Origin of the sequence: Sellimonas catena, assembly GCF_027924685.1 — a bacterium.
Classification (GTDB): Bacteria; Bacillota; Clostridia; order Lachnospirales; family Lachnospiraceae; genus Sellimonas; species Sellimonas catena.
This window is the reverse complement of sequence record NZ_BSBO01000021.1, coordinates 1-25,800: the sequence shown is the minus strand read 5'-3', so window position 1 is coordinate 25,800 and position 25,800 is coordinate 1. Positions and strand designations below refer to the sequence as shown.

The window sequence follows — 25,800 nt, the reverse complement described above, 5'->3', positions numbered from 1 at the left end:
GACAAGATTACTCGTACCAATCAGCCCGGACTGTCAGGCCGTCCAGTCGGATTTTCGGAACTCCCACAAGATACCAGTCATCATCCATTTCAATCCGAACTGGCACCCAGTCTCCATCCATCTCCACATCAAAGCAGTCCCCACAATGCAGACCGCCGTAATAGCTTCCGTTTCCAAAGTAGATGTCATACCTCCCAGATTCCCGGTCATAGCATAAAACGCCTTTTTTCTTTACCATAGTAATTTCCTCCTGTATTTTTACTTTTCATAAGAATAATAGGGCTGCATTTTCGCAGAGTGGATGATTTTCTGTTTGTTCAATACTAAAACTTCCCTGAACGCTTCATATGGCTCTGTTACTTATTTCATACGTAAGAGGCATGAAAAGAGCAACATCAGGAAGAGAATTTCAGAATAGAAAAAGCAGGAAACCGCTCAATGATTTCCTGCTCGGTGGTACCGCTGAGTGCGGTTATATTTAGGTGTTTCTTGATTGTTACAGAAGACTAAAATCAAAAACAAAAACGGGTATCTTCTTTGAAGTTGAAGCGTCTGGGATTTCCCTCACTCCGATAGATCTTATGCTGTTTCAGATCATAAATAACAGACCATACGGTATCTTTGCCGGTACTCCTGTCATATTGACAGAGAAAACCATAATCACCGGATAACAGTTTCTTCACAAATACCAAATCAATTTTTTTAGTATTTTGGAAGGCTGAAATCATAGTTTGAAACCTTGTCTCTGCAAACCAATCATCAATGCCAACACTGTTATATTGCATCATTTTTGTAAGATGAAAAGCATTTGTATCACAGACAAAAGAATGCGTATTACTCAATGATGTTGTAACTTCTACACAATCCGGAGTACATTCGACAAGCGCTATCTCTCCCGATATATCCGCCAAAGTCAGGGTCTGGGCGGAAGCGATTGGTAATTGATGTAAGCAAGAGATGGCTTCCAATACATTTTTGCATTTTTCTAATAGATATCTGAGAAGCAGGCCCGCATTAAATCCTGGCTTGCGTTGAATAGGGTAAACTGAAGTCAGTCCAGCAGCCAGACCATATTCATTAACACCATCTTCAACCTCTACAAAAGCGGTTGTATTCCCAGTAAAAGAATATGCCCCATCAGTCAGCCTATATATTACATTCATATTCAGCTTTTCGATTTCTGTTAGAAAGTCACTGTTCCGTCCCAGGAGAATTTCCTGCCCGGTCGTGAACGCAAAGCAAGAGCAATTACAGGCTGGTGGCATAGAGTACATACTAAATAATACTGCCTGCAAGATACGAACATCACAATGCTGTCCATCTGCAAGTCCTTGAATTTCTTCTATGATTTCATGGTAAAATTTCTCATAGATGGGAAGGCAGGATGAAGCATAGTCGATTCGTTCCTGTGTAATTTCAAAAGGAATATTTTCCAAAATTATATTTTGGTGTTTCAACAGTAAGGAACCCCATCGAAAACCAGCTTCGTAGTGTGTTCCCCTAAAATGTGTATGATACATTTTTACACGCTCCTTATTGATTAGATAAAGAGCTACCGGTAACTCTTATCTAAGGGTAACTGAATAAAAATTTTAAGTCAAGCCTTGCTTTATAATATAGAACGTAAAGGGGAGAGATTACCGACTGATAACGGCAAAGAACTGTATACAATCAAAGTGTATTAAAAAAGAATATGTATTGTAAAGAACTCCCATCTTAACGGATGGGAGCCTTTACATTCGTATGGCATGAGTTGGTTCATGCCACTATTATTCTACCACATATCCGATTTTTATATCAATATAGTACAATATCTTGTGCATCTTCTTGATTTCTCCCACATATAGTATTATACTTACTTTGTAATCATTACTTGTGTTTATCCGGAAAAGGATATGCTGTTTAGGTTTGTAATCAGTCAGGGGGATATTCTGCCACCAGGGCAGTACCTTCTGGCTTTTTATTTTGCAGAGATTTCTGTACGAAGTTTGAGAATGAGCACCCGGCATCATTCTCTTTTTTTATGCCTGAAAGCAGGAGAGGAGGATTGAATTAAATTTCCGGAGGAACACCCACAAGAAAGGAGAAAAGAATGGATTTTAGAATTGTACTATTTGAAAATGAAGGTTATGCAACAGCTAGAGGAGATAAAGGGGTACAGGATATTCTGGCAGCCAAAACCGAGTCCGGATATATCAAGGAGGGCACCTTTCCCATAATTATCACATTATATCAATCTTGTTGGGAATGGTGGATCAGTCCAAAGCACCAGAAAATCGATTTTTCAATGTTCTCTGCTGATTCCTGGCTTGACAGACCTTTACGGAAGAACAAACCTATCCAACAAAGAATAATTGCCGCACTGGAGGATTGGCAGAAAAAATACTTACGGACATATGAGACAATCAAGATGATCAGCAGCGGTAAGCATATTTTGTATCACTGTAACGTAACGAACGTTTGTGGAGATGCAGAAATCTACTGTTTTAATTCTGTCATAAGTTCTATGTCTGATCACGCTCAGGCAGAGTTGATCACAGGGAACTCTTTGATTCGACATGCTTGTGGAAACGTTCAGATTCAAAATCTGGCTGACCATTCCATGATCTGTGAATTGTGTGGGAATGCAGTCGTCCATAAGATGAAAGGCATTTCGCTTATTCGTAGTGTATATGGAAACAGCCATATACATAATATGTTGGACAACTCCCGTATTCTGCGCCTGAATGGGAATGCACGGATTGGAACAATGGGCGGACAAACAATCGTTGACCGGGCATCTGGTCGGTCAGGCATTGAAAACGTTTCATGTGGCTGCGTTGTCCTGGGCTATTCCCATGACGTTCAGATTAAAAAAATCGAAGCCGGGTCGGTAGTCCTTCCTCTTCATGTGGATGGCTACTATCGCCCGACTTTGCCGTTCCCAGAATAAAAATGTTGTAAATATCTTATGAATGAACTCAAGGGACGCTGTGTAAAAAGCAGCGCCCCTTGATGGTTATAACGATTATTATTTATGCAATCTCAAACCGATACCCGACACCATATACGGTATCAAGGTACCGGGGGTGCCGTGGTTCCTTCTCCAGCTTCTTCCGCAGGCTGCTGATCAGACAGTAGGCACTGCTGTACATTTCTTCCCCTACATCCATTTCTCCATAGATCATGCGACAGATCTGAGCATAGGTATACACACGTCCCGGATGCCGGGCCATGACTGCAAGGACATCAAATTCCCTGGCAGTCAGCAGTACCTCCTTTTCCTCCACCATGACCTTACGCTGGAGCATATCCAGGGAAAATCCCGGATATCGGATCTGCTTCGGCTCCATATAAATCTTTACACCTTCCAGAGTCTGGAGTTTTCTTTTGATGCTGCAGATCTCCGGCAGCCACTTCTCTGGAAATTCAATCACCATTTGTTTCTTCAGAGTCATTCAACCCCTTTTATTAATTTGCTAATACATTGTTTATATTCTATCATTTAGCACCACCATCTGATATTTATGTTATTTTCTCTATATGATAGAAAAATAACCCTTACTCCCATTTGAAACACTTAATTGCAACGCCAGAGCAGATAATGGTAATAGCCAGCATAACGAAAACAGGGAGCCACGCATTGGAAAGCGGTGTTCCCAAAAAAGTAGATTTCATAAGCTGGATGCCCTGTGTTATCGGAAAAAACTGTACAACCGTTTGCATCCCCTTTGGCATTACTTCAAAAGGCAGGGTAGCCCCGGAGAATATGAGCATAGGAAAATATAATATACAGGCAATTACACTTGCAGTCTTAGCATTTTGGGCAATACCTCCTACCATCATTCCAATGCTCAAAGTAGAAACCGTAGTCAAAAGCCAGCTACCGACAAAAGCAATCCATGATCCATGTATTTCAACTTTCCAAAACATCATAGCCACAGGAATTATAGTTGCAAGAGAAATAACGGAATAAATAACATAAATCAAAAATTCCACAGTCAACAACATAACCGGGCTGATTGGTGTTACCTTGAACCGCTTAAGTATTTTTCTTTCCCGGTATTCCGATACCACCAGAGGCAGCCCCATCAAACCGCCAGCACAGATGGAAATGGTACAGAGCGCACCAATAGATTGCTCCAAAAAGGTAAAGCCAGCCCCTTCTGAAGCAGGACTTGTCCCGTACAAAAAGCCAAGGATCACCAACACTACCAAAGGCAATATAACGGCAAAGATCACCATATTCATGTTTCGGATATTCAATTTCAACTCATTTTTTAAGAGCACAGTAAAAGACCTCATTCCGCATCGACCTCCTCACCAGCAAGTGCTAAATACGCATCCTCAAATTTTTCACACCCACTCTTTTCTATGGCCTGCATAATCGTTCCATAAAACACAATTTTTCCCTTTTTGATAATACAAATCTCGTCACACAGGGCCTCAACTTCGTCCATAAAATGAGAAGTTAAAAAAATTGTCATTCCTTGATTTTTTAGTTCTTCGAGGATTTTCCAAACATCACGCCGGGCCTTTGTATCAAGTCCGGTGGTTAATTCATCCAGAAAAACAACCTGCGGATTGGGAATTAGGGCAAGTACGATAAAAAGCCGTTGACGTTCTCCCCCGGACAAACTTTTGACTGCTGAATTTGTTTTGTTCGCAAGTCCAAACTGTGTACACAGCTTTTTCCAGTCAGCCGGGTTCTTATACAGACAAACGGTTTCTTCGCACAGCTCCGAAACTTTAATCTCTGGTTGATAATCGCACTCTTGAAATTGAACACCAACTCTTTGGAAAAGGTGGCGTCTGTCCTTTTGAGGATCAAGAGAAAGAATAGATATTTCACCGCTGTCAGCTTTCTTTGTTCCTAAAATACACTCAATCGTTGTGCTTTTTCCAGCTCCATTTGCCCCCAGCAGACCGAACACGGTACCTGCCTTTACCGATAGACTCACATGATCTACCGCTGGAAGTTGACCATAGGCTTTTGTAAGCCCCCGCACTTGGATAATTGTTTTCATCACTATACCTCCTTTGATAGAAAAAGAATACCACCAGTTCAAAGACTGGTGGCAAAGTGGAGGGTTTTAATAATTTTCCTTCATTTCTTGTAACATTTCCATGATTTTTTTTGCGTTGTATTCTGCCGTCGTCAAAGATATAATTAGACGGTCACAAACTGAAATAATATCCTCCGACTGTAAGGGGGTATTCAACGCAGCTTTAATATCCAGATCTGGATTTTTAGATAGTTGGCGGAGCATCCGCAAAATTGCTTCCAAAGAATATTTAGCACAGCGCAGGGCACGTATAACCTTTAACCTTTTAATGTCCTCGTCTGTATAGACACGATATCCATTTTCCTTACGCTTAACTGTAAGCAAGCCATTCATTTCCCAATTTCTCAGAGTGTCCATAGAAATATCCAAATATTCCGACACTTCTTTTCGCTTCATAGAAAAACGATGTTCCTCAATCTCACCCGAAAGAATATCTTGTACAATTTGGATAGCTTCTTCTGCATTATTTCTCTCCATCCGAACACCTTCTAAATATTCCTGTGTGAGGTTAAGTGCTTCGTCAAATTTTTTGTGCGCAGAGAGTTTAACCACAGAAACAATCTTCTTTCTCAAACCACCTTGAAGCACTTCGATTTGAAATGCAGTCCGAGCCAGTAAGAATTGTTGAATGTGAAATTCTGTAAAAATACGGTATCCATTACTTTCGCGTTCTGGTGTTGGAATAAGACCTAACTCTTCATATAGCCGTACTGTGTTAGGGTGTATTCCAATTACAGTTGCAACCTCTGTTGTTCTATATGTATTCAACTCAATCACCTCCTTGTACCATAAATACAATTATACCTCCCACGAAAAGTCTGGTGTTATAATGTAGGGTTATATTATATCAAGATACAATCTGTCGCACAACGATGCCATGAAAATAAATAGTCAGTGTACAAAATATACAATCATTCACAAACCATATCAACCAAATATTTTTATGATTGGTTGTGTATTTTGGTGTAGGTATATCCATAAGAAAGTGCCGGACACAGCAACCTGGCTGCCCTGAGTCGTGTGTTTTTCATATGCTGTCTGTCCTTTAGGATGGCCCGGATCACTTTCTATCATATCTTCATTACATAAACCATAATAGTGTACTTATCAAAGACCGGGCAGCTTACGCCGCCCGGTCCCTTCTTAATTACTCCGCATCCCGGAAATACCGGATGCACTTCATCAGCTCCACTGCCAGCTCCTGGTACAGATCTTCATCAAATCTTCCGTTCACCAGTGCGTTCTTGATCAGCAATGGACGGTACATCGCAAAGATCTCTGTCTTCGCTTCCATGTCGCCGGCTTTCGCCCGGAATAATAATTCATCAAAGCTCATCCTATTTATCCCCCAATCTTTTACGTATTTTACGGATTGCATAGAAGTACGCATCCTTGCAGCGCTCTGCTGTCATCCCGGTCATCTGACCGATCTTTTTAAACGAGCGCTCCTCAAATACATGAAGATAGATCAGCTCCCGTTCTGTATCACTGAGCATCAGCAGCGATTTTACAAGTTTCTCATCCGAAAGTTCTCCCCATTCCGGGTAATTGCCTGCAGCCTCTTTGAGCAAAATCTCTTCCCGCTCCTGGATTTCCCTTATCTCCTCAAAAGTGATCCGTTCTTCAATCTCCGCAATTTCCTCCATCAAGAAGGAGTTCTTCTCTGTACGTATCTTTTTGTCCAGGTAACTGCTCCTGCGCCCTTTGATAAACTCCAGTAAATATGCTGTAAAATGGTTCTTTGTCCGATCTCCTGTATAGGTATGTTTTTCATTCATATATTGATTCCTCCTGAATTTCATCTGTAGTTTCAAAGAAATTCAGAAGGCTGGCGGCGAGCGGCACCTTGGCAGTCTTTCGTTCCACTTCCACGGCAAAAAAATAAGACCGAAAACTGCCAACGGCAGCCCGATCCTATCCGGCGGATTTAACTTTACATGAAAACACGCAGTATATGTGGTCGAAACCAACACATATACTGCGTGTAAAAGAGTTTCTTCACCTGCAAAAAGAAGCAGGATTTTTTTGAAATTGTTTTAGATAGCGTCTGATCCATCCGGCTGTTCACACCTTATCTTCCGTAGATTCCCCCTCTATGTATGCGTTATATCGCCTATCAACACGCATGATAGCGCATTTCATATACTGCTTGTCTGCGGTAAAATATATGCAGGAAATGAGGTGATTGGATGTATAGACAACGATTGGGGGATGCTGTAAGAGAAGCCAGAATGAATTTGGATTTATCGCAGAATACGCTTGCGGAACGGTCCCACGTATCCCTTCGTACAATTTCAGATATCGAAACTTATAAGGCGAACCCTCGTTTTGACAGTCTCTGCTCCCTGGCGTCCTATCTGAACATTTCTATTGATGCGGTGATCAAAGACCGTAAGAACAATAGCGGCAGTACGACGATGCAGCAGATCCTGATAGAATTGGAGTCCTGCTCCGAAGAAGAGCAGGTTATTGTGCTGCAAACGCTGCGAGGCCTCTTGAAAGGACTACATACCCGGACAGAGAACCCCACATAACCACCTCTTCTGCCATTGTAAGATACACTTCTCGGAAATCTTTATAGAAGTTCTATGGATTTTCTATGGAAATTCTGAAAAAACGGTGAAAAATCGGGAGAACCACTGCGAGTTCTCCCTAAACTAAAGACCTGTATCACATATTTCTAAATGCTGCCATGGCATCCGCAATATCCTGCATTGTTCGTTTATCAATCGGAGGGCCTTCTTCGTTCAGATCCTCAATCACGGCCTCTGTAGACTGCTTATCTGCCTCCGGTTGCCTCTGCTGGCTGGTTGAAGTTCCAGCGTCTGAAGCAGGAGTCTGGGCAGTGATTCGCTGCATTTCCTGCCGTACTAGAAGACGCACCATCGCCTGGATGTTTTCCTGGGAGACTCCAGTATCTCCTCCAGACTTCTTCCCCGTATACTGCAGGATTGCTTCCGCAATCAGCGCCGCCTTTTTCTCCGTCCCGTTCAGGATCTCTACGACTTCCAAATGCTCCGGATTTTTCTTGTCAAACCCTATCGTAAATACATATGGATTTTTCTTTCCCACATCATCACTTCCCTGCTAAAGAACTGCGGTACAGGATGCCGTACCCTTTCGCATTTGCAAAAATATCATCCATAAACTGATACTTGATCAGACGGCTGGAACTTTCCAGGAACCGCCGGAGTAAGATGGCTCCGCCTCCGATGAATATAGTATAGGTAGATTTCGTGTCAATGCCCCGTTCCCGGACACTGCTGAGCAGGTCGGTCACAAAATTCCGGGCCATTTCTTCCACGGTATGTACCACCATTTCCGGATAATATTCCGTCTTGCCTTCCAGGATACTGTCAATGTCAGTTTCCTCCAGCAGCATATCGTGATCCCCGTTGACACTGGAAATGATATCGTTATACATGGTGATGACACCCTTTTCCATGGAATCGCAGTAGTCCAGACATGGGCTTCCGCTCCGCATCAGCAGAAAGTCTGAAGTAAATCCGCCAATATCAATCCCTACAGCCTTTGGGATCTGCCGGATTTTTTCTCCCTCAGTCATCATGGCGGCATACGCCTGGGGATATACAGCTACGTCCTGGATGCAGGTATGGTAGGTTCTTCCGTTATACACCAGTTCCTGTACCTTTCCGTCTCCCAGGAAATACTCCCGATACCGTTCTGCCAGTTCTGCGTAATGCTTGGGCGGTACACCGATAGGCAGCGATACCTGTACTACGTCTTCTTCCGATATCTGACCGGTGCGTTCCAATTCCTTCGCAATAGCAAATCTCGTCAGGATGGAAAAGCGTTCATCCTGAGTCTTGTCCCTCTGATACGGGATCCGCTTGCCACTCAAAACATAATACTTCCCGTCAGTCTGAAGGAAATCCTCCCGTCCCGCAGGCTTACGGTCTGTGGAAGAGAGCCCCGTGGTGAAAAGAAAATGGGTGGTCTTCATGTTCCGGTTCCCGTGATCCACGGGAATAGTCAATTTTTTTATCATAATGCGTCACTCCTTATATTGTTTTCTACTTATTCCATACGTAGGAGATATGTAGATAGCAACTCTGGAGAGAAATTTTTTGAGATTTTATATTTTGGATAGTATTCGGGAGGTGTCTTTGGTAGAATGAAGACAGCAACAAATTGGAATTTGCGGAGGAAATAAAATATGAGTTGGGAAAACTACGAGCGTTCAATGGAATTGGCCAAAAAATGTAGGTTCTATACTACCGCAGGTGGAAAATCAACACAGGAAATAGAAGAAGCAGAAAAATTACTCGGTATAAAATTTTCTAAACAATATCGAGATTTTAATGAGAAATATGGGTATCTGTCTTTTTACGGTAATGAAATTTTTGGGATAGATACGAATAATTTGGGTGAATTAGAGGGAAATAGTCTTGCTTATGCGTTAAATGACCGCAAAGAGTATAACCGCCATATTATTTTCTCCCGTTTTATAATTACAATGATGGGTATATGGCTTATTTTGATTATTCTTCTCTCAATGATGAGGGAGAACCTCGAATTGTAATTCTGGAATATGACGGTTTAAAATATGGTGTTAGTGAAACAGTAGCAGATGATTTTGGAGATTTTATTTTGGAATTAGTCCAAGAGGAATTAGAAAGCTAAATCCACAAATCAGGATTTGTACGGGTGATAAAATAAAATGAGTTCAAGAAGCTTTAGAGTGTTTGGAACGAAAAAAGATTTAGAAAACATATTCAGAGAATTCCAAAAGAACAATATGATAAAATATTATCGGTGTGGCAAAAGCGATAGCGATAAGATAACAGATATTACTAAAATCGACAACTTTGGCATTTCTCTTAGTGGGCGTCATATAGGAAATCAATATCTTGTTATAGAAGATGATGAAACAGTGCGACTTGATAAATATAAACATATAAATCAAAAATTAAATGAAACAAGTATTGTTATCGATCTGGGTGGATTATATGATGAAAATACTATTTTGCCTACAACTGTATCTACAATTTGGTATGATGAAAGCAGCAAAAGAGTATACAACAATTTAAAGAGTATCATGAAGAGATATGCTGTTAGCATAGTCAACGGATATATGATATTAAAAAATGCTTATGATAAAAAAGAGCAATTAAGATTTGCAACTATAAGTGTTCAAAGTCCAGGAGAATATGATTTAAAAGTATGAGCCCAAGCTGCAGAATTCTGATTTGACTGTTCTATACCTTACACTAAAAACGGTTTGCAAGCGTTTTGTGGATAGTGGATTTAGAGTGGATTTATAGCCGTTGAAATAGTATGGCTTTTAAATAAGCAGGTTGAGTTTGGAGAATGAAATAAGAAAAAAGGATAGAAATTGGAATTTGGAAGGAGCGCTGCATATGGATTTCCCTTTTTATGATGCACCTAATACAGCCACGATAATCTGTTGTCATATTATAGATGATGGCAAACCTATTTTATATGTATCTCATGATGAAGATGATGGAATGTGGCAATTTTTGTGTGGTTCAACACATGATACAGACGAAGCAAGGCTGGTATCTCTAAAAGAAGCGTTCGATTTAGACAATTCTGTTGGTGTTCTTAAAGATATGCCATGTGGTTACTACGCGGAAAGAAAAACGCAAAATGATAATTGGCTTGTGAAGAAACGATAAATCCTAAGTTGTAGAGCAGAAAATTGGAATTTGAGGCGAAAATTAACAATAGTAAAGAGAGGAGTATAACGCAATGAGAAAAATGATTGTTGGTACATTGCTAGTCGTTTTTCTTTTGTCTGGATGTTCTAATGCTATGGCAGATATTTATGATAATGAAAGCAAAATAACCAGCGATACAAATTCCTTTAACCTCGATGGAATTGAGCAAGAAATTGAGGGCAATAGTTATAATGCTACAATAGAAAAAATGGAAGGCATGGACACTGTATGGACGCTGGATACAGAAGAAGAAACAACTGTTGACATTTCGTATGATATAACCTTGTATAACGGGAAAGTTAAAGTGGTATTGATTTATCCAGATGGAGAATTAACTACTTTAGCGGAGTGTATATCTAATCAGGATAACAGTAGTAATAGCACTTCGCTTACTTTGCCACGAGGTGAATATCGAATAAAAATAATTGCCGGAGAAAATACAAAATTTGATATATCATTATCAATTACAGATGGTTCATTTCACGAATTAGGATTATGACAAATCCTAATTTGTGAAAAGATAAAAATAAGTGCAAAAAACAAGGTATAGGATACTAATTATTTGCTTAAATAGAGGAGAAATTTAATGAGAACACTTTTTTTGAGCTCCAGCGGCTTAAATGAAAAGACTACTGCATTATTTTGGCAATATATCAGGAAAGAACCCATTAATACAAAAGCGATTATGGTACCGTCAGCCGCAGTTGGAAATGACAATGCGCGAGAAGGAATAATCGTATGTGTGGAGCGTCTAATGAGTATGGGGATTCCATTGAACAATATTCTTATATATAATCTGACATATTTACTGTCTAACGGATATAAAAGGACATATTCGGATTATGTACGTAACATACCTGTACAGTTCCGTTTAATGAGTGCTCCAGAACTTAACCAATATGACATAATTGTTTTTTGTGGCGGAAATGCCCAAACACTTTTGAAGGAAATGAATAGGACGGGATTTTCTGATCCTTTAAAACAAGCAATAGAGAAAGGTTTAGTATATTTGGGAATCAGCGCTGGGAGTATGATTGCAGCAGGAAATTTTGTGGATGGTTTATCTTATTTATCCAATCCATTAATAGCACATGCTGAAAACGAATATCCCTGTGGTGAAATAGATAATGACGATCTGATTGAATTAGCCGATGGGCAAACAGTATTAATCAGAGGAGAAAGAAAGGAAATTATTTGCTAAATCCCAATTTTTCTCTATTAAAGCAGGCGCCGGTTTCCCGGTGCCTGCGCTTCATTTACCGTTCCACATAAGTCACGGTATTCTGTCTAAATCCATTCTCTTTACAAAAATCCCTGTATAATTCCTCCAGTTCCGTCAGGTTGAAACCATCCAGTTCCGTCTCATCTTCCTGTCCATCGGTATTGATAAAGCCGATCCGGTAAGTACCGCCTCCGGTTGTCACAATCTCTTTTCCAGCTTCTCTGATCGTCATACCCACTCTCCATTCTTCAGGCCGCTTTTGCCTGATTATTTTCATCAAACTCCAAACACATCTGGCCTACGGACTCCCAGGTTTCATAGGGTACGCCCAGATATTCCAGCACACTTCGCATCCCCAGGCCGCCTTTCTCCGTAGATTTCATACAGAACTCATACTGCTTTGGATAAGCTGTCTGCATCCGCTGGAACCGGTTCGGCTCTTTTTCTTCCGTCACTCCAAACCCGCAGAACATACAGCCGGTTCTTTGCTCCCCGCTCAGATGGTAAATTCCCTGCGCATCCTTTGTGATTTCTCCGTATACCGGGCAGATAGAGAACTCATAGGCTGATCCCTTTTCCGGGATGATCTTTTCTCCCATATGCTCATAAGCAAACCGGAGTACATCCTGTTTCGTCCAGGGACCCAGCGGCTGGCTTTTGATCATTCTGCCGTCATATACATTGCATCCGGTCTTCGCATACTGATGCGCCCGGCGGAAGGATTCATCCTGTGTTACTCCCACAAAAGGCTGTCTGCCAGTCTTTTTCACATACTGATTAAAGGGTTTCTCCTTCATGATCAGACAGCACTTTTCTGAAATATCATAGGGACCGTAAATGTATTTCTGCCACTTCTTTGGCAGCATACCGAATTTTCCTCTCTCGTCACCGTTCAGCAGGTAATTCCGATAACGGGGCGATAGCTTCCCATGCCGGAGTTTCCGGATCTTGCTTGCATTTTCTTTGCTGATGAGCGGATACCCTTCCTTCAGGATCACCTGCCGGAAATTCGTGGCAGGCCGTATCTCCTCATAAGCGCCATAGGCTTGAAAAGAACGGGCAAACTGGATGATTTCGGGGAACTCCAATCCGGTATTGCAGAAAACGGCAGGGATTTCACTTCCCAGCGTCATCCTGACCAGCGCCAGCAGCACGGTGGAATCCAGGCCGCCGCTGAAGCTGACATAGACCTGTCCATCCCAGTAATCATACCATTCCATGATCCGCCGCCTGGCCAACATCAGTTTTCCCTCATAGGGAAGATATTTCCGTTGTATATAGTATCCCTTATTCAACTTTAAATCCTTTTCCTGTATATACATTTTCTTCTCCTTTACGCTGCATTTTTTCATTTAATTTCCGGTAAAATGGGGCAGAGTAACTCCTCATACCGTTTATATCCGTGTATGTTAAGCGGTCCCTGCAAAGAAGTAATGATTGTCTGGAGTGCTTGTATCAACTCCTCCTCACTCCTGTCATCTTCTTTCCCTTCAATTTTCTCCCGTTCTTTCTCATATTCAGCTTCCAACATGATCTTTTCCTCCATAAAAATGACCGGCATAGTGTGTTCCTTTCCCATACCGGCGCAGCCTTCGGTTACGTTTCTTTGCTTCAATTTTCTATTTCCTCTACCAGTTTCCCATGGACAATATACCGATAATCCCGTCTGGAGCTGACGCAGGTGGATAGTGTCACCACCCGGTCTGTTTCCCCGACTTCCACACCGGTATCATATCCCGCATAGGAACGGATCTTCCTCAGAAAATCCAGAAAGTCTGTCTCTTCCGGAAACGCATAGGTGTAAGCCTCGCTCCCCACATACCCGGCATAACAGGAGAAGATCTGATATTTCAGCACCTTTCCCGGCACATACAGGTAAAAGTAAGGAGATGTTTCCCACAGAGCCTGATCCTGATAATGGGAGAGGGTTCCAAACATACTGCCGTTTTTCATATTGTGGCCGTATACAATGGTGTTCGGATCCGCAAAATCCGGCTGGTTATGCCAGTCCGCAAAGATACTGCCGCTGCTGTTGTACTCCCCGGTAAACAGATGATGCAGATAATAAGCATTATCGGTTCCCTGTACCACCGGATAACTGATGGATAGGCCGGGAATATCAATCCAGGCGATCACGTCCGGGTTCACAGCCTGCAGTCCTTCAAAGTCAATCTTCAAATATCCGTCCGGTTCTGCATCTGGTTCGCCCCCGTCTGGTTCCGGCTTATCCTCCGGCTCCTCCACAAATGAAGCAAGCTCTTCGTAGGTATCCTCGCCTTCCTGGTATTCTCCATAGATTCCTCTCAGTTTCCACGCAGAAAAAGCAAGAGCGCCGATGGCAAGCAGGATCCCTGCCAGAAACAGCAGCTTTTCTCCCTTTTTCATATGTCCACTCCCTTCTGTTTCTGCAAAGGGGCTGTCTGTGCAGCCCGCTTTGCGTAATAATAATCATCTATACCTTTGAGTTTTCCATTCCAGTTACCATCTGCATCCTGGTCCCAGACCATACGGCTGACCGGCAGGGACAGCTCCTGGCAGATCCCATAGACTTTTCCACAGGCGTTCTGGATGATCCGGCGCTTTTCCACCTTATACGGACAGTTTTCCGGCGTACCCTTTTCACTGCAGACCGAACATTTATGATAATGCTTATCACAGTCGGTTTTCAGTTTCTTGTCCATGTCAAACGCCTCAAAGAGAAATTTCATCTTTCTTCGCTGAAATTCCTCCAACACCGGGCGCAGGCTCCGGTACATATTCACACCTGCCAGGCAGATAAATGTATGCCCAGACAGATAATAAGCAATCGAGCCTTTCAGCCCGCCCTCTGTCAGATAGACGTTTTCCGCATCCAGATCTCCGATCACATGAACCGGGCTTCCGGAGGAAACACCGTGTGGATAGCCAGCACTGGAAAACCAGAGATATTTGTTGTTATCCCTGGGATGGTCCAGACGAATCTGACACGCCTGGATCTTTCCGTCCATGGACTCCACAGGAACCAGGAAGCCGGAGTTCTTCGTCTTGAAATTCATCGTCCAGCGTTCTTCCGTATCCCGGTAAAATCCCGGTACGCCTTCCAGCACGCAGCCGCTCTCCTGAAGTGTCTCTGCAATCTTATGCAGCCCGTACATCGGAACACTCCGGTAGCGTCGCTCTTTTATCTGTTCGATTGTAAGGCCACGGGAGATCAGGTTTTCCCTATGTATACTATAAAGGGGAAGCTGATCCAATAATTCCGTATAGGTACGGTGTCGTTCATCCAGTGACGCTAGGTTCGACTGCACGGGTTCTTCCTTTTCTTCCTGTACCCTTGTCTGACGCACCTGCCGGTATTCTCCCCGATTAAGAGCTTCCCGGATCTCACGGTTTGCTTCAGAAAGTGTCAAATTATGCAGCTCGCCATAGAGACTTAGCATCCCGCCAGATTTATCACAGCGGTTGCACCGGAATACATTCTTTGCCGGATTAATGTTAAACCGCCCTTTGGTATCGCCGCAGAAGGGACAGTCATAGTAATTCCCCCGTCGCTTATGAAGCCTCAGAAGATGGACTACATCTAAAATGTCGTAATCAAACTCCGGTCCGTCATACATCCATGCCCGTCCTCCTTTCTCCCGCAGCCCTTTGACAGACTACGGGTATTGTGTATTACTTTATCCTGCAAGCGGCAACGCTTGGTTTAACAGCACCCTGGCTGCCGCCGGGATCAGGTTGTTATGCCCCCGGTAGCTGTTAGCGAAATAATCCAGGCTGGAAGGGCTCTCCACAGCCACTTGCCCCATAGATTTTCCGCCAAATTTTCCTTTGCCACCGATGACCACGGCTTTCGCCTGTTCATAGGTCATGCGCTTCACCAGCTCCTCCACAGGAAGGTTTCCATCCAGAGGAGTGTTCTTCACAGGTGCAGGCTGTCGCATCGGCTGTACAGACGCTCCCATCATATTTCCCTGCGCCTGTGCCTGATGATAAAATTGGTTCATCATGCTCTGGCTGGGGCTGGATTCTGCCGTACTTCCCGGATACACCATATTTCCTGCAGGCGTATTCCCTGCATAGTGATTCTGGCTATTGTAGCCCGGCTGTCCGGCAGAAACCGGCTGCCCTCCATAAGAGGGAGCACCTGCGGCAGCTTCCGGATACTGCATTGGTACGGGGATCCCCGCATCCACCTGCGCCGGATCGTTGCTTTCTCCTACGTCCGCAAACTGGACGCCATAACCCGCATCAGAGAGCGCACGTCCCACGGCGGCAGTCTCTGCCATCTCCAGGAACTTGTCTCCAAACTTTGGATCCTCTGAGCGGAATTTCATGGAAAACGCATTGGCAATGTAATTCTCCGGTGCATCCGTGTAGTTCAGATAGATCTTTGCCTCCGCCAGCGCCACGTTCTCATTAAACCAGACAATATGACTGGAGATCCGCCCCAAAGGATTCGCCAGACGGAACCAGAGTTTCCGGTATTTCACATCCAGATAAAGCTGGTCCTCCTGATCCTCCTGTTTGATCGTCCGGGCAAATTCCAGAGGTTCAAATCCCTCCACCCGGTTCAAAGCCGCCACTGCCTGATTTTTCTGATACAGTAATTCGTTCATACATCTGCTCCTTTCACAAACAGGGCAGGATATCCCTCTACATAAGGAATAGCCTGCCTTTCTTCATAAGTGGAAATTATTTTTATACCGCAAGCCGAAGCTGTTTCGGCTCACGCTCATTCAGGTATTGATAATAGTAACGGGTGATCCGCTCCCCAAGAGCTGTATTGCGCCTGCCGGCATCGTCCGTATGGACTGCCTGGCAGACTGCGTTCCATTGCCCCACCAGATACACCTTTTTCTTTGCACGGGTAATGCCTGTGTACAGGATATTCCGCTTCAGCATCATATAAAAGGCTCTCACCCAGGGGATGATGACAATATCGCACTCGGATCCCTGGGACTTGTGTATGGTAATGGCATTGGCGTGTTCGATCATCTCCAGATCTTCCGTCTCGTAGGTCACGACACGTCCATCCGGAAATTCGATCACCGTTTTTACGGTTCCTTCCTCATCCGTATAAAAATCCGTAATCCTTCCCAGGTCCCCATTGCTGGCCATCAACGTATTCTTGTTCTGAAGCACCTTATCCCCTTCCCGGTAGGTCTGTCCTCCTGCGGACAGTTCCTTTTTCCCAGGACTTGGCGGATTGATCAGGTCCTCCAGGCTCCGGTTCAGCTCGTTAGCGCCGTTTACCGTCTTTACCCGATAGGGTGTCAAAATCTGCACATGGTCCAGGCCGTTCCTTGCGGCCTCTTCCTGGTAAAGCTGGCGTACCATGGCTGCTGTCTCATCTGCCGAATTGCAGGAGATAAACTGGAAATCATCTCCAAACCCAAAATCCGTCCGGTTTGCCAACATTTTACGGGCATTTAAGTGGATGTTGCTGGTCTTTCCCTGGCGGAATACCAGATCCAGCACCGTCACAGGGATCAGCCCGCAGCCGATCAACTGTCGGAACACATCACCGGCCCCCACAGACGGGAGCTGATCCACGTCGCCTACCAGCAGGATACGGGAGGCAGGCTTTACCCTGCGGAAAAATTCATATCCCAAATGCATATCTACCATGGATACTTCATCCAGATTCAAAAAACCGGCTTCCAGGTATTCTACTGCGTCTTCATAATCGGCAAAGTCACCCAGAAGCCCCAGAGCCATGTGCATCGTTGAGGCGTACTCATGCCCGGTGCTTTCCGCCATCCGGCGTGCCGCACGCCCCGTAGGAGCCATGAGCTGTACCTGTGATCGGCAGACAATGGCATGGATATAAAGGATGATCTTTAACACGGTGGTCTTTCCGGTTCCAGGCCCGCCGGTAATAATGCTGATCTGGTTTCGGAACACCATGCGCACTGCCTGTTTCTGCTTCTCTGACAGGGTAATCGCCAGGGCAGTCTGGGCCTGCGCCAATTCCTTTTCGATGTCATACGCCTCGCCCTGATCCAACAAACGCCGGGCGATCATGGAAGCGGTCTGGTTTTCTTCCTCATACTGCTTCTTCACATACACCCGCTCGCCGTCTACCACAATGCTTTCCTGCATGACCAGCCGGTAGAGTACCCGCTGGATGTCTGTTTCTGTCACTGCCTGATGCGGGAGATCCTGGTTTAGCATGGCATATGCCCGCTGGATCAGCTCCGGGCGCTCCAGATACAGATGTCCCTCCTCCTTCATGGCAGACTCCATGAGATGGGAGAGGCAGCCTGAAATCCGCATGGGATCATTGAGCGCCTTGCAATTCTGCCGTCCAATGGCATCCACCGTTAAAAAGCCAAACCCTTTCACAGCACAGAGCCGATAAGGTCTGTGGCGGACAATCTCCACGGACTCATTGCGAAACCGCTGGAGGATCAGGTTCACCTTTTTAGGTGTTACCTTATAGGGTGCCAGGAACGTCATGAGTTCCCGGAACACCTTGTTCTTTCCGTAGGATTCCACGATCCCCTTCAGCTTTTTCTTGGAAATTCCTTTTACCTTCAGAAGCTCCTGGGGATGTTCCTCCATGATTTCCAGTGTGTTCAGGCCAAATTCTTTGTAAATGGCCTCTGCAACTTTTGCCCCTACACCCTTTACAGAGCCGCAGGAGAGGTAGCCTAAGATCCCCTCCTTCGTGCGCGGCACGATCTCCATGAAATTTTCCACCTGATACTGCAGGCCGTGGCTGGACTTTTCCCACTGTCCTTCCATCTCAATCTCGATCTGGTCAGACTGGGGCAGGTCAAAGCCTATGGCGATAAACCCGATCACTTTCTGGCCCTGTAAGTATTTGTCTCTGGCAGCAAGCGGTACAGAAGCATCCTTCGTCGTAAACACCGCAATGGTGTATCCATTCTCCTCATTCAGAAATATGGTTTTCCGGTATCTGCACCGCATATTCGATCTCCTTCCAATTTTTTATCTTCCGTAACTGAAACGGATCCCGGCCTCCTTTGAGCCAGTACACCTCCTTCCCGGTATCATGGGCATAACGGATTTCTCCTTCCATGCCGGAAGAAATCCTCTCTCCACAGATAATCAGCACATCACAGAAGTCTAAAAGCTGTTTCCCAATGGAAAGCGCCAGCTTCCGTTCCTCTGGTATGGTGTCATCCAGCATCAGTGGCAGATAGGCATGGGAGGCATATGTACGGCAGTGGAATACCTGGCTGACCGTATCCAGATACGCCTTCGCAAGCCCCATGTTAAACATTCGTTCTTCCCGGGTTTTTGCAGACAACGGAGAGCAGATATACGCTCTTTTTCCTTTTAACATCACGCCGCCTCCTTCTTTAACCGGAAGATCCGGTTTTCTGTTTCTGTAGCATACTCTTTGAAAATATCCGGATGCTGCATTTTCAGCTTTTCAAGATTTTCTTTCCCGATCATCGTCCTGCGTGTCGGGTTAAAGGTAATCTTGTAACGGTTGGTTCCGTCTTCCAGAAAGGCCTTGCATCCCTGTCCCATCAGCTCCACAAAGGGAACACTGATCGCACGCTGTTCTGCGTCAATTTCCTTCTTGCGCTTCTCCAAACGAGATTTTTCATCTGATAAAGCAAGATACTTTTCCAGGCTTCTGGAATCCAGCGTTGTGATCGGGATTTCCGGGATCGACTTATCAGCATAGCCGCTGTAACGGCGGATGCTGGCAAGCACCAGATCCGGTTTTCCCACCAACGGCGGTTCCACCTTCTTCTCTACAAATTCACGCCAGAAATATCCTTCCTGCTCGATGATATCCTGCTCTTCCATGAGATCACGCTCCAGAGAACGGTATACAAAGTCGTTCTCGTTATTTCCCCACAGACACGCAATAAATGCATGACTGATGTTCACCACCGACATATAGTGCCGCACCTGATAGACATAGTGCTCCGGGATTTTCCCGTCATCCCACTTCTCTTTGGCGTTATAATTACAGGTTTTGCACTCCAGTATGGCAAAGCTGCCATCCGGCATACGCACAAAGAAATCAATATCGGCAAGCATAAACGGGTAAAGCGGATGCCGGAACATGATCCGCACGGGAAACACCTCCAGGCCGGTTTTCTTAGAGAAAATCTCCGCTACCAGATCCTCCAGTCTGTGTCCAAATTCCTTGGCAACCCAGTTGGCTTCAAGTTCCTCAATCACCGGGGTAACGCCGATCTTGTCATAGTAAAGATCACGGCTGGTAACAAAAGGCGAGATTCCCATGATAGCGGCCACATCACTGCCTCCGATACCCAAACGGCGGAATGCGAGCCATTGCTCTCTGGAGAGGGTACTGATATCCACGACCTGTTCCGGTTCATAATCCATTTGTAACGTCTGTTTCATAAGCTCCTCCTTAACACTTAACGGCGCCATATACATCAAATTCCTTCCAGTCCATGGCAAGGGCCCTGGTCAGGTTTTCCTCCATCCGCAAAAGCTGGCTGCCGGTAAATCCCTGGCAGGCGGCATAGAAGGGTGCCTCGTTCATGGCATAGTAAAGGTCATGGGCCGTGCAGGCCTGTTCCCCGTTCTGTGCCACATACATCTCCACCACTTCATTACGGATCGCCGCCTTGATCTTCAGCTTTTTCATCAGTAACCTTAAGCAGTTCACCGGGTTATGGATCTCAATTTCCAGAAGCGCTGCCAGACGCTCTGTGGCATCCTTGTATCTTGCATATACTTCTTTCAAATTGTTGCGGTAATCCAGGATCGTGCTGTGGTTCCTGTGCGCCAGAGTGATCGGGCTTCCCAGACTGAGCGTATGGTTGTTCCCGTCTGTCAGCAGCATAGGATACAGATTGACACCGCTGGCTGCGACATCAGAAGTGGTCAGGCGCAGCGCCGGTGTAATATTCTTTCTGCTTACTCCGTACCGGTCCAGCGCATCCCTGTAGGTGTCCAGAAGCTCCTGGTTCCCGGAAAGCGTCCACATGGCACTCATGACGGAATGGTCATAGGTTCCGGAGCCTTCCAGATAAGCGCTTCCCTTGAAATTCGTGTGCAGATATTCGCTGGTCATCTCAAAGATTGCTTTCATGTCCAGTACGCTGTAATCATGGGCGTCTCCCCCGTGGACTGCAGAGACTTTTCCATCCGCAATCTTGATGAGGCATTCCCCTTTCGCTGCTTTCAGGCAGCAATTCACAACCTTTGCATAAGTTGCCAGATCCAGCTTTCGCAGGCCGTCCCCGCCGATACCGGCACGTCCTAAGATTGTCTGGATTGCACAGTTCCGGACCGGATATGCCTCGCCTCGTACCTTCAGTACAAGCCGGGTGTGCTTTTCCGTATCCTTCAGGATTTCCTCCATCTCTGCGTCTCCGTTATCCAGATTGTCCGCCTCTTTTTCAAGCGGCACCAGCCGGAGGGCCCGGATGGGCTTGCGGATCCACTCTGAGGCTTTCCCTCTTCTTGAAAGAAAATCAAGCATCTCCTCTGCCGTGGCAAATGTCTTTTCAAAACCATCTGCGTAAACCATTGTTTCATTCATTGTTTCTTCCACCTTTCTTTAAAATAATTATCCATAAACAGCCGAAGCTGATTGTGGCAGGCCACATACATACACAAAAATCCGGCAGAAACATTTTCTTCCGGATAAACGGCAACAAAAAAGGATGAGCAGAGAAACCTCTTGTTTTCTCCATTCATCCTTTTCCAATCTGGTTCTTCACCGATAAAACAAAAAAAGTGCCACACAGCCATTTCAGGCATACGGTGACACTTCACTACAAACATAAACAACTTATGCCGGGAAAAGCTCCTGCTTTTCCTCTTCATGTACGGGATTTCTCAAAATCCCAAAACATGATCCCCCGCCGGGGAACGCATAAAAAAGAACTATATCAGTATAGTAGCACAGGATATAGGTGCTGTCAATTTGTTTTATACTATATATGGTATGCAATAACGGTATAAATATCCTATTTTGTGGTTTTTGTTTCCTCCTCGCTGACAAACGTGATCTGTCTTGCCATAAATTCCTCACAGCTTGTCAGAGTTTTTCCATGCTTCTTCAGTTCCTCACTGGCATTTTGATTACATCGTTCTTCAAAGATACATCCCTCACAGTTGTTTGCCAGCGCCCTGCGGACCCATTTCAATTCTTCCTGCGTACCTATGATTTTCATTAAAAACACCTCATTAACATCATACCCTAAAACAGCGCTTCTATCACATTTTTTTGCAATCAGGTATATAGCAGTAAATTCTGGTTATATTCCGTAATATAAGCATTTATATAGTGAATAACTCTATTTTATTCCGTAATTTGCCGGAAGTAAATAGTTTAAAATCGAAGGAAGATGTAGGAAGAGAGGTGGATGACATGGAGAAAAAATTTATCGGTGACAGGATTACCGAACTGCGGATAAAAAAGAATGTATCCGAATATCAGATGAGCCTGGATCTCGGCAAAAACAAAAGTTACATCCAGTCCATTTCTTCCGGGCGCTCCCTGCCTACCATGGAGAACTTCCTGGAAATCTGCGAATATCTGGAAGTAACTCCCTGCCAGTTCTTCGATACAGCTCTTCACAATCTTCCTCTATACGAAAAAGCGGCTGACTTATTAAAGCAGCTCGACGATGAGGATATGATCGCTGTAATCAGTATACTACATCGGCTCGCTGCCAGACATAAATAATTTTCAGAGGCTGTCCACACGGACAGCTTTTTTTCTATTTTTTTACACATTCTGCATTTTCTCCGCTATTTTCCTTACAAATGGCAAAGTCCATAAAGTACCTTGAAAATTTCATACACTCCCGGAAGAGGGATACGGGTGCCTGCAGATAGTGCAGCATGATGCGTGCCTGCAGGCTTTAAGATTGCATAGCAACGCCGAAGACGCGGCTTGAGAAGGCGCAGGAACTGGCTTCTGGAAGAGAAACATTAAATAATGATCATCAGGGAGGTATCAATACGAAAAAATCTGAGACATACGCATCCGTGTTTAAAAACTATCCGGATGTCGTTACTGTAGAACAAATGAGTGAAATGTTAGGTATCAGCACGAAGACTGCCTATAAACTTTTGAAAGAGAATAAAATCAAACATTTTATGATCGGCAGGATTTATAAGATACCGAAATATTACATTCTTACATATCTGGAAATTCTTGACCAGAAAAACAGCAACCCGTGAATTCTGCAACAGGTACTGCCAATTTTGTGCCAGAGTGGTATAATATCAATGCCAATATGTGAAAGTTGACTGTTACCCTGTAAAGGAGGTTTGATTAATGGTAGCAGGTCATCTTCGAAAACAGAATGGCATTTACCAGATGATATTATGTTACAAGGACACAAATAATAAGCGATGCAGCAAGTCTATCAGCACCGGGCTTCCGATAAAAGGAAATAAAACAAAAGCGGAAGCGCTTCTGGAGCAGACAAGGAAAGAATTTATACCGCCGATATGGAACAAGGATACATATGTCCATATATATATTTCTCAATGGCTGAAATTTGCTCCACTTGAGGCGATTGAATTTTCCCAGTACAAGCTGCACATTGCTCAGTGGATCGTACCGTATTTTAAAGAGCAGGTCCTCACTATTGAGCAACTTTCCGTACAGGATTTGGAACAATACTTTTTATTTCTCAGAAAAGCAGATAATCCGCAAATGGCAAGTACCCGGCAGCTTATTTCTACCAGCCACCATATTTTACTGATGGCTTTCAGCCATGCAGTCAACTGCGGTTGGATCGAGCAAAACCCATTAACTTCGATTAATCCGGAGACTGGGAAGGGAGAAATCCTGTTTGCAGATTTTATTTTGAAATGGCTGACAGTTGTCAAGTACCAGGTGCAGGATACAACCTATGCCGGATACCGCACTAATGTAGTAAAAAGAATTGAGCCATATTTCCGTGAGAAAGGCTACACGTTAAATGAGCTTTCAGACAATCCGGAGTACATTCAGGAATATTATACCTATGAGCTGGAAAAACGGCATGTAAAGCCAAATACCGTCATCAGACGCCATGCTAATATCCACAGCAGCCTTGAGTATGCAGTCCAACTGAAACTGCTGAAGGATAATCCTGCTAATCGGGTAAGCAGACCGGAAGAAAATACTTACGAGGCAAAATATTACTCGGTGGAAGAAATGATGCAGTTATTTAAAGCTGCACATGGTGATCCGCTGGAAATATGCATCTTCTTGGCGGCATTTTACGGTATGCGTCGTAGTGAAGCATTAGGCGTCCGGTGGTCCAGCATTGATCTGGTAAACAAAACGATTACTGTGAACCATGTAGTCACAGATGTTTACATTGACGGACATTGCCAGCGTGTAATGAAAGATAGAACAAAATCGAAGTCAAGCACTCGTACACTGCCACTGGTTCCTCAATTTGAGCAAGCCTTGAAATATGTTTATCAGAAACAGCATTATGAGCAATATGTATGTGGTGATTCCTACTGCAAAGAATATCTGGATTACGTCAATAAGAATGAGACTGGCGAGCTTTTGAAACCAGGATACGTGTCAGATCATTTCCAGCTTATTTTAAAAAAGAATGGTCTGCGTAAAATTCGGTTTCATGATCTACGTCATAGTTGTGCTTCATTGCTGTATTCTGCTGGCGAAGACCTAAAGGCTATTCAAAAATGGTTAGGGCATAGCACAATTTCTACTACAGCGAATATTTATACGCATTTTGATTACAACAAGAAAATCAAGACGGCAAATGCAATGTCCGAAACCTTGCCGACAAATATTTTACCGGGCATTGAAGCTCACTAAAAAGAAAAAAGACTAAAACAGGATGTCTTAGTCTCTTTTACTTAATGCCGGTGGCCGGACTCGAACCGGCACGGAAATTACTCTCCGAAGGATTTTAAGTCCTTTGCGTCTGCCAATTCCGCCACACCGGCAAATATGTGTACATCTAATCCATGAAAACCACCTCAAAAAATGGAGGGATGTTTTGGAGGGATGCAAACACATTTGCAAAATATGAAGTTTTAAATTCCTTGATTTTTCAAGGAAAATCCGCCACAGCTTAACAATCCATCCACTGGATTTTAAGTCCTGTGCGTCTGCCAGTTCCGCCACTGTGGCATATTTCACACAGACGTGTGAATGGGGCCTATAGGGCTCGAACCTATGACCCTCTGCTTGTAAGGCAGATGCTCTCCCAGCTGAGCTAAGACCCCAAATAAATAACAATATTTAAATTAAAAAGCGACCCGGATGGGACTCGAACCCACGACCTCCGCCGTGACAGGGCGGCGCTCTAACCAACTGAGCCACCGGGCCATATTGTTTACCTTTATTAAAGTGGACCTTCAGGGACTCGAACCCGGGACCGATCGGTTATGAGCCGATTGCTCTAACCAGCTGAGCTAAAGGTCCACAATTTTAGTGTCCCCTTTAAAGGAACAAGCCAACGATCGGACTCGAACCGATAACCTGCTGATTACAAATCAGCTGCTCTGCCAATTGAGCCACGTTGGCGTTTTATTCTTAAGTTACAATTAACTTAAATGACTCCGACGGGAATCGAACCCGTGTTACCGCCGTGAAAGGGCGATGTCTTAACCGCTTGACCACGGAGCCATTCTTTCCTTATAAAGGAAAACTCCCCCTGTTGGACTTGAACCAACGACACTGCGGTTAACAGCCGCATGCTCTACCGACTGAGCTAAGGAGGAATATTCAAGATACTTCATGTACCTTCAAAACCACATATAAGTCCACTTCTTTGTCATCCTGCTTTTTCCTATCCACCATTCCTTGGTTATGCCCTCGACCTATTAGTAACAGTCAGCTCCATGTGTTACCACACTTCCACCTCTGCCCTATCTACCTCGTCGTCTTCAAGGGGTCTTA

Annotated in this window: 31 protein-coding genes, 7 tRNA genes and 1 rRNA gene; 10 read left to right on the top strand and 29 right to left on the bottom strand. The window is 44.4% G+C overall.

All coding sequences use genetic code 11. The annotated features are described in order from the left end of the window. Positions 1-7: 7 nt before the first annotated feature. Together Selli1_RS10600 and Selli1_RS10595 are read right to left on the bottom strand one after the other, a co-directional pair. Positions 8-238: a DUF5348 domain-containing protein gene (locus tag Selli1_RS10600; protein WP_087162982.1), complete on the bottom strand. Its 231-nt coding sequence runs from the start codon at positions 236-238 to the stop codon at positions 8-10. Positions 239-512: 274 nt separating this feature from the next. Beyond that, entirely contained in the window at positions 513-1,520 is a 1,008-nt protein-coding gene (locus Selli1_RS10595; RefSeq protein ID WP_281845355.1) for a choloylglycine hydrolase family protein, read from the bottom strand. Positions 1,521-2,092: 572 nt separating this feature from the next. On the opposite strand from Selli1_RS10595, the gene Selli1_RS10590 reads away from it, so the two are divergent. Further along, positions 2,093-2,932 carry a hypothetical protein gene (locus Selli1_RS10590; protein ID WP_281845357.1) on the top strand — a complete coding sequence of 280 codons (840 nt, stop codon included), beginning with the start codon at positions 2,093-2,095 and terminating at the stop codon, positions 2,930-2,932. A gap of 82 nt (positions 2,933-3,014) precedes the next feature. On the opposite strand, the gene Selli1_RS10585 is transcribed toward Selli1_RS10590, so the two are convergent. The 6 genes from Selli1_RS10585 to Selli1_RS10560 all read right to left on the bottom strand — a co-directional run bounded on the left by Selli1_RS10585 (position 3,015) and on the right by Selli1_RS10560 (position 6,823). After that, complete coding sequence (locus tag Selli1_RS10585; RefSeq protein ID WP_281845358.1) at positions 3,015-3,437, bottom strand: winged helix-turn-helix domain-containing protein; 423 nt, start codon at positions 3,435-3,437, stop codon at positions 3,015-3,017. A 103-nt stretch (positions 3,438-3,540) separates the two neighbouring features. Further along, the gene (locus Selli1_RS10580) at positions 3,541-4,284 is read right to left on the bottom strand and encodes an ABC transporter permease (protein WP_281845359.1); all 744 of its coding nucleotides are present in this window, start codon (positions 4,282-4,284) and stop codon (positions 3,541-3,543) included. Next, positions 4,281-5,006: an ABC transporter ATP-binding protein gene (locus tag Selli1_RS10575; protein WP_281845360.1), complete on the bottom strand. Its 726-nt coding sequence runs from the start codon at positions 5,004-5,006 to the stop codon at positions 4,281-4,283. Before Selli1_RS10575 ends, Selli1_RS10580 begins: the two co-directional genes overlap by 4 nt. 66 nt (positions 5,007-5,072) lie before the next feature. After that, positions 5,073-5,813: a MerR family transcriptional regulator gene (locus Selli1_RS10570; protein WP_281845361.1), complete on the bottom strand. Its 741-nt coding sequence runs from the start codon at positions 5,811-5,813 to the stop codon at positions 5,073-5,075. 379 nt (positions 5,814-6,192) lie between these two features. Further along, a complete protein-coding gene (locus Selli1_RS10565; RefSeq protein WP_281872954.1) occupies positions 6,193-6,381 on the bottom strand; it encodes a helix-turn-helix domain-containing protein in 189 nt (62 codons plus the stop codon). Between the two features lies 1 nt (position 6,382). Next, positions 6,383-6,823, bottom strand: coding sequence for a sigma factor-like helix-turn-helix DNA-binding protein (locus Selli1_RS10560; protein ID WP_281845362.1), 441 nt, complete (start codon positions 6,821-6,823; stop codon positions 6,383-6,385). Between the two features lie 411 nt (positions 6,824-7,234). On the opposite strand from Selli1_RS10560, the gene Selli1_RS10555 reads away from it, so the two are divergent. Further along, positions 7,235-7,579 carry a helix-turn-helix domain-containing protein gene (locus Selli1_RS10555; protein ID WP_087416661.1) on the top strand — a complete coding sequence of 115 codons (345 nt, stop codon included), beginning with the start codon at positions 7,235-7,237 and terminating at the stop codon, positions 7,577-7,579. Positions 7,580-7,715: 136 nt separating this feature from the next. On the opposite strand, the gene Selli1_RS10550 is transcribed toward Selli1_RS10555, so the two are convergent. Then, entirely contained in the window at positions 7,716-8,117 is a 402-nt protein-coding gene (locus Selli1_RS10550; protein ID WP_281845365.1) for a hypothetical protein, read from the bottom strand. 4 nt (positions 8,118-8,121) lie between these two features. Beyond that, positions 8,122-9,054 (bottom strand): ParM/StbA family protein, encoded by a 933-nt coding sequence (locus Selli1_RS10545; RefSeq protein ID WP_281845367.1) that lies wholly within the window; start codon positions 9,052-9,054, stop codon positions 8,122-8,124. A gap of 168 nt (positions 9,055-9,222) precedes the next feature. Here Selli1_RS10545 and Selli1_RS10540 point away from each other — a divergent pair, with 168 nt between their 5' ends. The 5 genes from Selli1_RS10540 (at position 9,223) to Selli1_RS10520 (ending at position 11,948) form a co-directional block, all read left to right on the top strand. Further along, on the top strand, positions 9,223-9,588 hold the full coding sequence (locus Selli1_RS10540; RefSeq protein ID WP_204930101.1) for an SMI1/KNR4 family protein: 366 nt from the start codon (positions 9,223-9,225) through the stop codon (positions 9,586-9,588). A gap of 138 nt (positions 9,589-9,726) precedes the next feature. Beyond that, positions 9,727-10,233, top strand: a complete 507-nt coding sequence (locus tag Selli1_RS10535; protein ID WP_281845368.1) for a hypothetical protein — start codon at positions 9,727-9,729, stop codon at positions 10,231-10,233. Between the two features lie 136 nt (positions 10,234-10,369). Next, positions 10,370-10,705 carry a hypothetical protein gene (locus tag Selli1_RS10530; protein ID WP_243416545.1) on the top strand — a complete coding sequence of 112 codons (336 nt, stop codon included), beginning with the start codon at positions 10,370-10,372 and terminating at the stop codon, positions 10,703-10,705. Positions 10,706-10,778: 73 nt separating this feature from the next. After that, a complete protein-coding gene (locus Selli1_RS10525) occupies positions 10,779-11,246 on the top strand; it encodes a hypothetical protein (RefSeq protein WP_204933090.1) in 468 nt (155 codons plus the stop codon). Positions 11,247-11,333: 87 nt separating this feature from the next. Continuing rightward, positions 11,334-11,948 (top strand): Type 1 glutamine amidotransferase-like domain-containing protein, encoded by a 615-nt coding sequence (locus Selli1_RS10520; protein WP_281845369.1) that lies wholly within the window; start codon positions 11,334-11,336, stop codon positions 11,946-11,948. A gap of 55 nt (positions 11,949-12,003) precedes the next feature. Here Selli1_RS10520 and Selli1_RS10515 read toward each other — a convergent pair whose 3' ends face one another. The 11 genes from Selli1_RS10515 to Selli1_RS10465 all read right to left on the bottom strand — a co-directional run bounded on the left by Selli1_RS10515 (position 12,004) and on the right by Selli1_RS10465 (position 22,090). Next, a complete protein-coding gene (locus tag Selli1_RS10515; protein WP_087317463.1) occupies positions 12,004-12,201 on the bottom strand; it encodes a hypothetical protein in 198 nt (65 codons plus the stop codon). A 16-nt stretch (positions 12,202-12,217) separates the two neighbouring features. Further along, on the bottom strand, positions 12,218-13,291 hold the full coding sequence (locus Selli1_RS10510) for a phosphoadenosine phosphosulfate reductase family protein (RefSeq protein ID WP_204930500.1): 1,074 nt from the start codon (positions 13,289-13,291) through the stop codon (positions 12,218-12,220). 26 nt (positions 13,292-13,317) lie between these two features. Continuing rightward, positions 13,318-13,584: a hypothetical protein gene (locus tag Selli1_RS10505; RefSeq protein ID WP_281872952.1), complete on the bottom strand. Its 267-nt coding sequence runs from the start codon at positions 13,582-13,584 to the stop codon at positions 13,318-13,320. Continuing rightward, a complete protein-coding gene (gene srtB / locus Selli1_RS10500) occupies positions 13,581-14,354 on the bottom strand; it encodes a class B sortase (protein ID WP_087416650.1) in 774 nt (257 codons plus the stop codon). The genes Selli1_RS10505 and srtB overlap by 4 nt, the downstream gene beginning before the upstream one ends. Then, positions 14,351-15,565, bottom strand: a complete 1,215-nt coding sequence (locus tag Selli1_RS10495; RefSeq protein ID WP_281872951.1) for a CHC2 zinc finger domain-containing protein — start codon at positions 15,563-15,565, stop codon at positions 14,351-14,353. The genes srtB and Selli1_RS10495 overlap by 4 nt, the downstream gene beginning before the upstream one ends. A 60-nt stretch (positions 15,566-15,625) precedes the next feature. Then, a complete protein-coding gene (locus tag Selli1_RS10490; protein WP_281872950.1) occupies positions 15,626-16,564 on the bottom strand; it encodes a hypothetical protein in 939 nt (312 codons plus the stop codon). Between the two features lie 82 nt (positions 16,565-16,646). After that, the gene (gene recD2, locus Selli1_RS10485; protein WP_281872949.1) at positions 16,647-18,881 is read right to left on the bottom strand and encodes an SF1B family DNA helicase RecD2; all 2,235 of its coding nucleotides are present in this window, start codon (positions 18,879-18,881) and stop codon (positions 16,647-16,649) included. Continuing rightward, complete coding sequence (locus tag Selli1_RS10480; protein WP_087416647.1) at positions 18,844-19,260, bottom strand: DUF7768 domain-containing protein; 417 nt, start codon at positions 19,258-19,260, stop codon at positions 18,844-18,846. The genes recD2 and Selli1_RS10480 overlap by 38 nt, the downstream gene beginning before the upstream one ends. Then, positions 19,260-20,303: a YqaJ viral recombinase family nuclease gene (locus Selli1_RS10475; protein WP_281872948.1), complete on the bottom strand. Its 1,044-nt coding sequence runs from the start codon at positions 20,301-20,303 to the stop codon at positions 19,260-19,262. Before Selli1_RS10475 ends, Selli1_RS10480 begins: the two co-directional genes overlap by 1 nt. 10 nt (positions 20,304-20,313) lie before the next feature. Then, positions 20,314-21,453 (bottom strand): transposase, encoded by a 1,140-nt coding sequence (locus Selli1_RS10470; RefSeq protein WP_281872947.1) that lies wholly within the window; start codon positions 21,451-21,453, stop codon positions 20,314-20,316. Positions 21,454-21,883: 430 nt separating this feature from the next. Further along, positions 21,884-22,090: a 2-ketoisovalerate ferredoxin oxidoreductase gene (locus Selli1_RS10465; protein WP_106789382.1), complete on the bottom strand. Its 207-nt coding sequence runs from the start codon at positions 22,088-22,090 to the stop codon at positions 21,884-21,886. 197 nt (positions 22,091-22,287) lie between these two features. Here Selli1_RS10465 and Selli1_RS10460 point away from each other — a divergent pair, with 197 nt between their 5' ends. The 3 genes from Selli1_RS10460 to Selli1_RS10450 all read left to right on the top strand — a co-directional run bounded on the left by Selli1_RS10460 (position 22,288) and on the right by Selli1_RS10450 (position 24,711). Continuing rightward, entirely contained in the window at positions 22,288-22,605 is a 318-nt protein-coding gene (locus Selli1_RS10460) for a helix-turn-helix domain-containing protein (protein WP_015573094.1), read from the top strand. Between the two features lie 305 nt (positions 22,606-22,910). Then, a complete protein-coding gene (locus tag Selli1_RS10455; protein ID WP_330677554.1) occupies positions 22,911-23,105 on the top strand; it encodes a helix-turn-helix domain-containing protein in 195 nt (64 codons plus the stop codon). Positions 23,106-23,202: 97 nt separating this feature from the next. Then, the gene (locus Selli1_RS10450; RefSeq protein ID WP_281845055.1) at positions 23,203-24,711 is read left to right on the top strand and encodes a tyrosine-type recombinase/integrase; all 1,509 of its coding nucleotides are present in this window, start codon (positions 23,203-23,205) and stop codon (positions 24,709-24,711) included. A 45-nt stretch (positions 24,712-24,756) separates the two neighbouring features. On the opposite strand, the gene Selli1_RS10445 is transcribed toward Selli1_RS10450, so the two are convergent. The 8 genes from Selli1_RS10445 to Selli1_RS10410 all read right to left on the bottom strand — a co-directional run. Beyond that, positions 24,757-24,842 (bottom strand) — tRNA-Leu (locus tag Selli1_RS10445). A gap of 209 nt (positions 24,843-25,051) precedes the next feature. Further along, positions 25,052-25,124: transfer RNA gene (locus tag Selli1_RS10440), tRNA-Val, on the bottom strand. A gap of 29 nt (positions 25,125-25,153) precedes the next feature. Beyond that, positions 25,154-25,227 (bottom strand) — tRNA-Asp (locus Selli1_RS10435). A 22-nt stretch (positions 25,228-25,249) separates the two neighbouring features. After that, positions 25,250-25,323, bottom strand: a tRNA-Ile gene (locus tag Selli1_RS10430). 29 nt (positions 25,324-25,352) lie between these two features. Then, positions 25,353-25,425 (bottom strand) — tRNA-Thr (locus Selli1_RS10425). 30 nt (positions 25,426-25,455) lie between these two features. Next, positions 25,456-25,527 (bottom strand) — tRNA-Glu (locus Selli1_RS10420). A 22-nt stretch (positions 25,528-25,549) separates the two neighbouring features. Then, positions 25,550-25,622 (bottom strand) — tRNA-Asn (locus Selli1_RS10415). Between the two features lie 82 nt (positions 25,623-25,704). Next, a 23S ribosomal RNA gene (locus Selli1_RS10410) occupies positions 25,705-25,800 on the bottom strand; the annotation flags it as partial.

Excerpts from the sequence above, each read along its gene's own strand:
- Selli1_RS10475 (WP_281872948.1), bottom strand. The coding sequence starts at position 20,303 with ATGAAACAGACGTTACAAATGGATTATGAACCGGAACAGGTCGTGGAT.
- Selli1_RS10540 (WP_204930101.1), top strand. The coding sequence starts at position 9,223 with ATGAGTTGGGAAAACTACGAGCGTTCAATGGAATTGGCCAAAAAATGT.
- Selli1_RS10600 (WP_087162982.1), bottom strand. The coding sequence starts at position 238 with ATGGTAAAGAAAAAAGGCGTTTTATGCTATGACCGGGAATCTGGGAGG.
- Selli1_RS10560 (WP_281845362.1), bottom strand. The coding sequence starts at position 6,823 with ATGAATGAAAAACATACCTATACAGGAGATCGGACAAAGAACCATTTT.
- Selli1_RS10470 (WP_281872947.1), bottom strand. The coding sequence starts at position 21,453 with ATGAATGAAACAATGGTTTACGCAGATGGTTTTGAAAAGACATTTGCC.
- Selli1_RS10555 (WP_087416661.1), top strand. The coding sequence starts at position 7,235 with ATGTATAGACAACGATTGGGGGATGCTGTAAGAGAAGCCAGAATGAAT.
- Selli1_RS10520 (WP_281845369.1), top strand. The coding sequence starts at position 11,334 with ATGAGAACACTTTTTTTGAGCTCCAGCGGCTTAAATGAAAAGACTACT.
- Selli1_RS10495 (WP_281872951.1), bottom strand. The coding sequence starts at position 15,565 with ATGTATGACGGACCGGAGTTTGATTACGACATTTTAGATGTAGTCCAT.
- Selli1_RS10590 (WP_281845357.1), top strand. The coding sequence starts at position 2,093 with ATGGATTTTAGAATTGTACTATTTGAAAATGAAGGTTATGCAACAGCT.
- Selli1_RS10565 (WP_281872954.1), bottom strand. The coding sequence starts at position 6,381 with ATGAGCTTTGATGAATTATTATTCCGGGCGAAAGCCGGCGACATGGAA.
- Selli1_RS10465 (WP_106789382.1), bottom strand. The coding sequence starts at position 22,090 with ATGAAAATCATAGGTACGCAGGAAGAATTGAAATGGGTCCGCAGGGCG.
- Selli1_RS10545 (WP_281845367.1), bottom strand. The coding sequence starts at position 9,054 with ATGATAAAAAAATTGACTATTCCCGTGGATCACGGGAACCGGAACATG.
- Selli1_RS10510 (WP_204930500.1), bottom strand. The coding sequence starts at position 13,291 with ATGTATATACAGGAAAAGGATTTAAAGTTGAATAAGGGATACTATATA.
- Selli1_RS10450 (WP_281845055.1), top strand. The coding sequence starts at position 23,203 with ATGGTAGCAGGTCATCTTCGAAAACAGAATGGCATTTACCAGATGATA.
- Selli1_RS10460 (WP_015573094.1), top strand. The coding sequence starts at position 22,288 with ATGGAGAAAAAATTTATCGGTGACAGGATTACCGAACTGCGGATAAAA.
- Selli1_RS10525 (WP_204933090.1), top strand. The coding sequence starts at position 10,779 with ATGAGAAAAATGATTGTTGGTACATTGCTAGTCGTTTTTCTTTTGTCT.
- srtB (WP_087416650.1), bottom strand. The coding sequence starts at position 14,354 with ATGAAAAAGGGAGAAAAGCTGCTGTTTCTGGCAGGGATCCTGCTTGCC.
- Selli1_RS10595 (WP_281845355.1), bottom strand. The coding sequence starts at position 1,520 with ATGTATCATACACATTTTAGGGGAACACACTACGAAGCTGGTTTTCGA.
- Selli1_RS10490 (WP_281872950.1), bottom strand. The coding sequence starts at position 16,564 with ATGAACGAATTACTGTATCAGAAAAATCAGGCAGTGGCGGCTTTGAAC.
- Selli1_RS10515 (WP_087317463.1), bottom strand. The coding sequence starts at position 12,201 with ATGACGATCAGAGAAGCTGGAAAAGAGATTGTGACAACCGGAGGCGGT.
- Selli1_RS10480 (WP_087416647.1), bottom strand. The coding sequence starts at position 19,260 with ATGTTAAAAGGAAAAAGAGCGTATATCTGCTCTCCGTTGTCTGCAAAA.
- Selli1_RS10535 (WP_281845368.1), top strand. The coding sequence starts at position 9,727 with ATGAGTTCAAGAAGCTTTAGAGTGTTTGGAACGAAAAAAGATTTAGAA.
- Selli1_RS10575 (WP_281845360.1), bottom strand. The coding sequence starts at position 5,006 with ATGAAAACAATTATCCAAGTGCGGGGGCTTACAAAAGCCTATGGTCAA.
- Selli1_RS10585 (WP_281845358.1), bottom strand. The coding sequence starts at position 3,437 with ATGACTCTGAAGAAACAAATGGTGATTGAATTTCCAGAGAAGTGGCTG.
- Selli1_RS10580 (WP_281845359.1), bottom strand. The coding sequence starts at position 4,284 with ATGAGGTCTTTTACTGTGCTCTTAAAAAATGAGTTGAAATTGAATATC.
- recD2 (WP_281872949.1), bottom strand. The coding sequence starts at position 18,881 with ATGCGGTGCAGATACCGGAAAACCATATTTCTGAATGAGGAGAATGGA.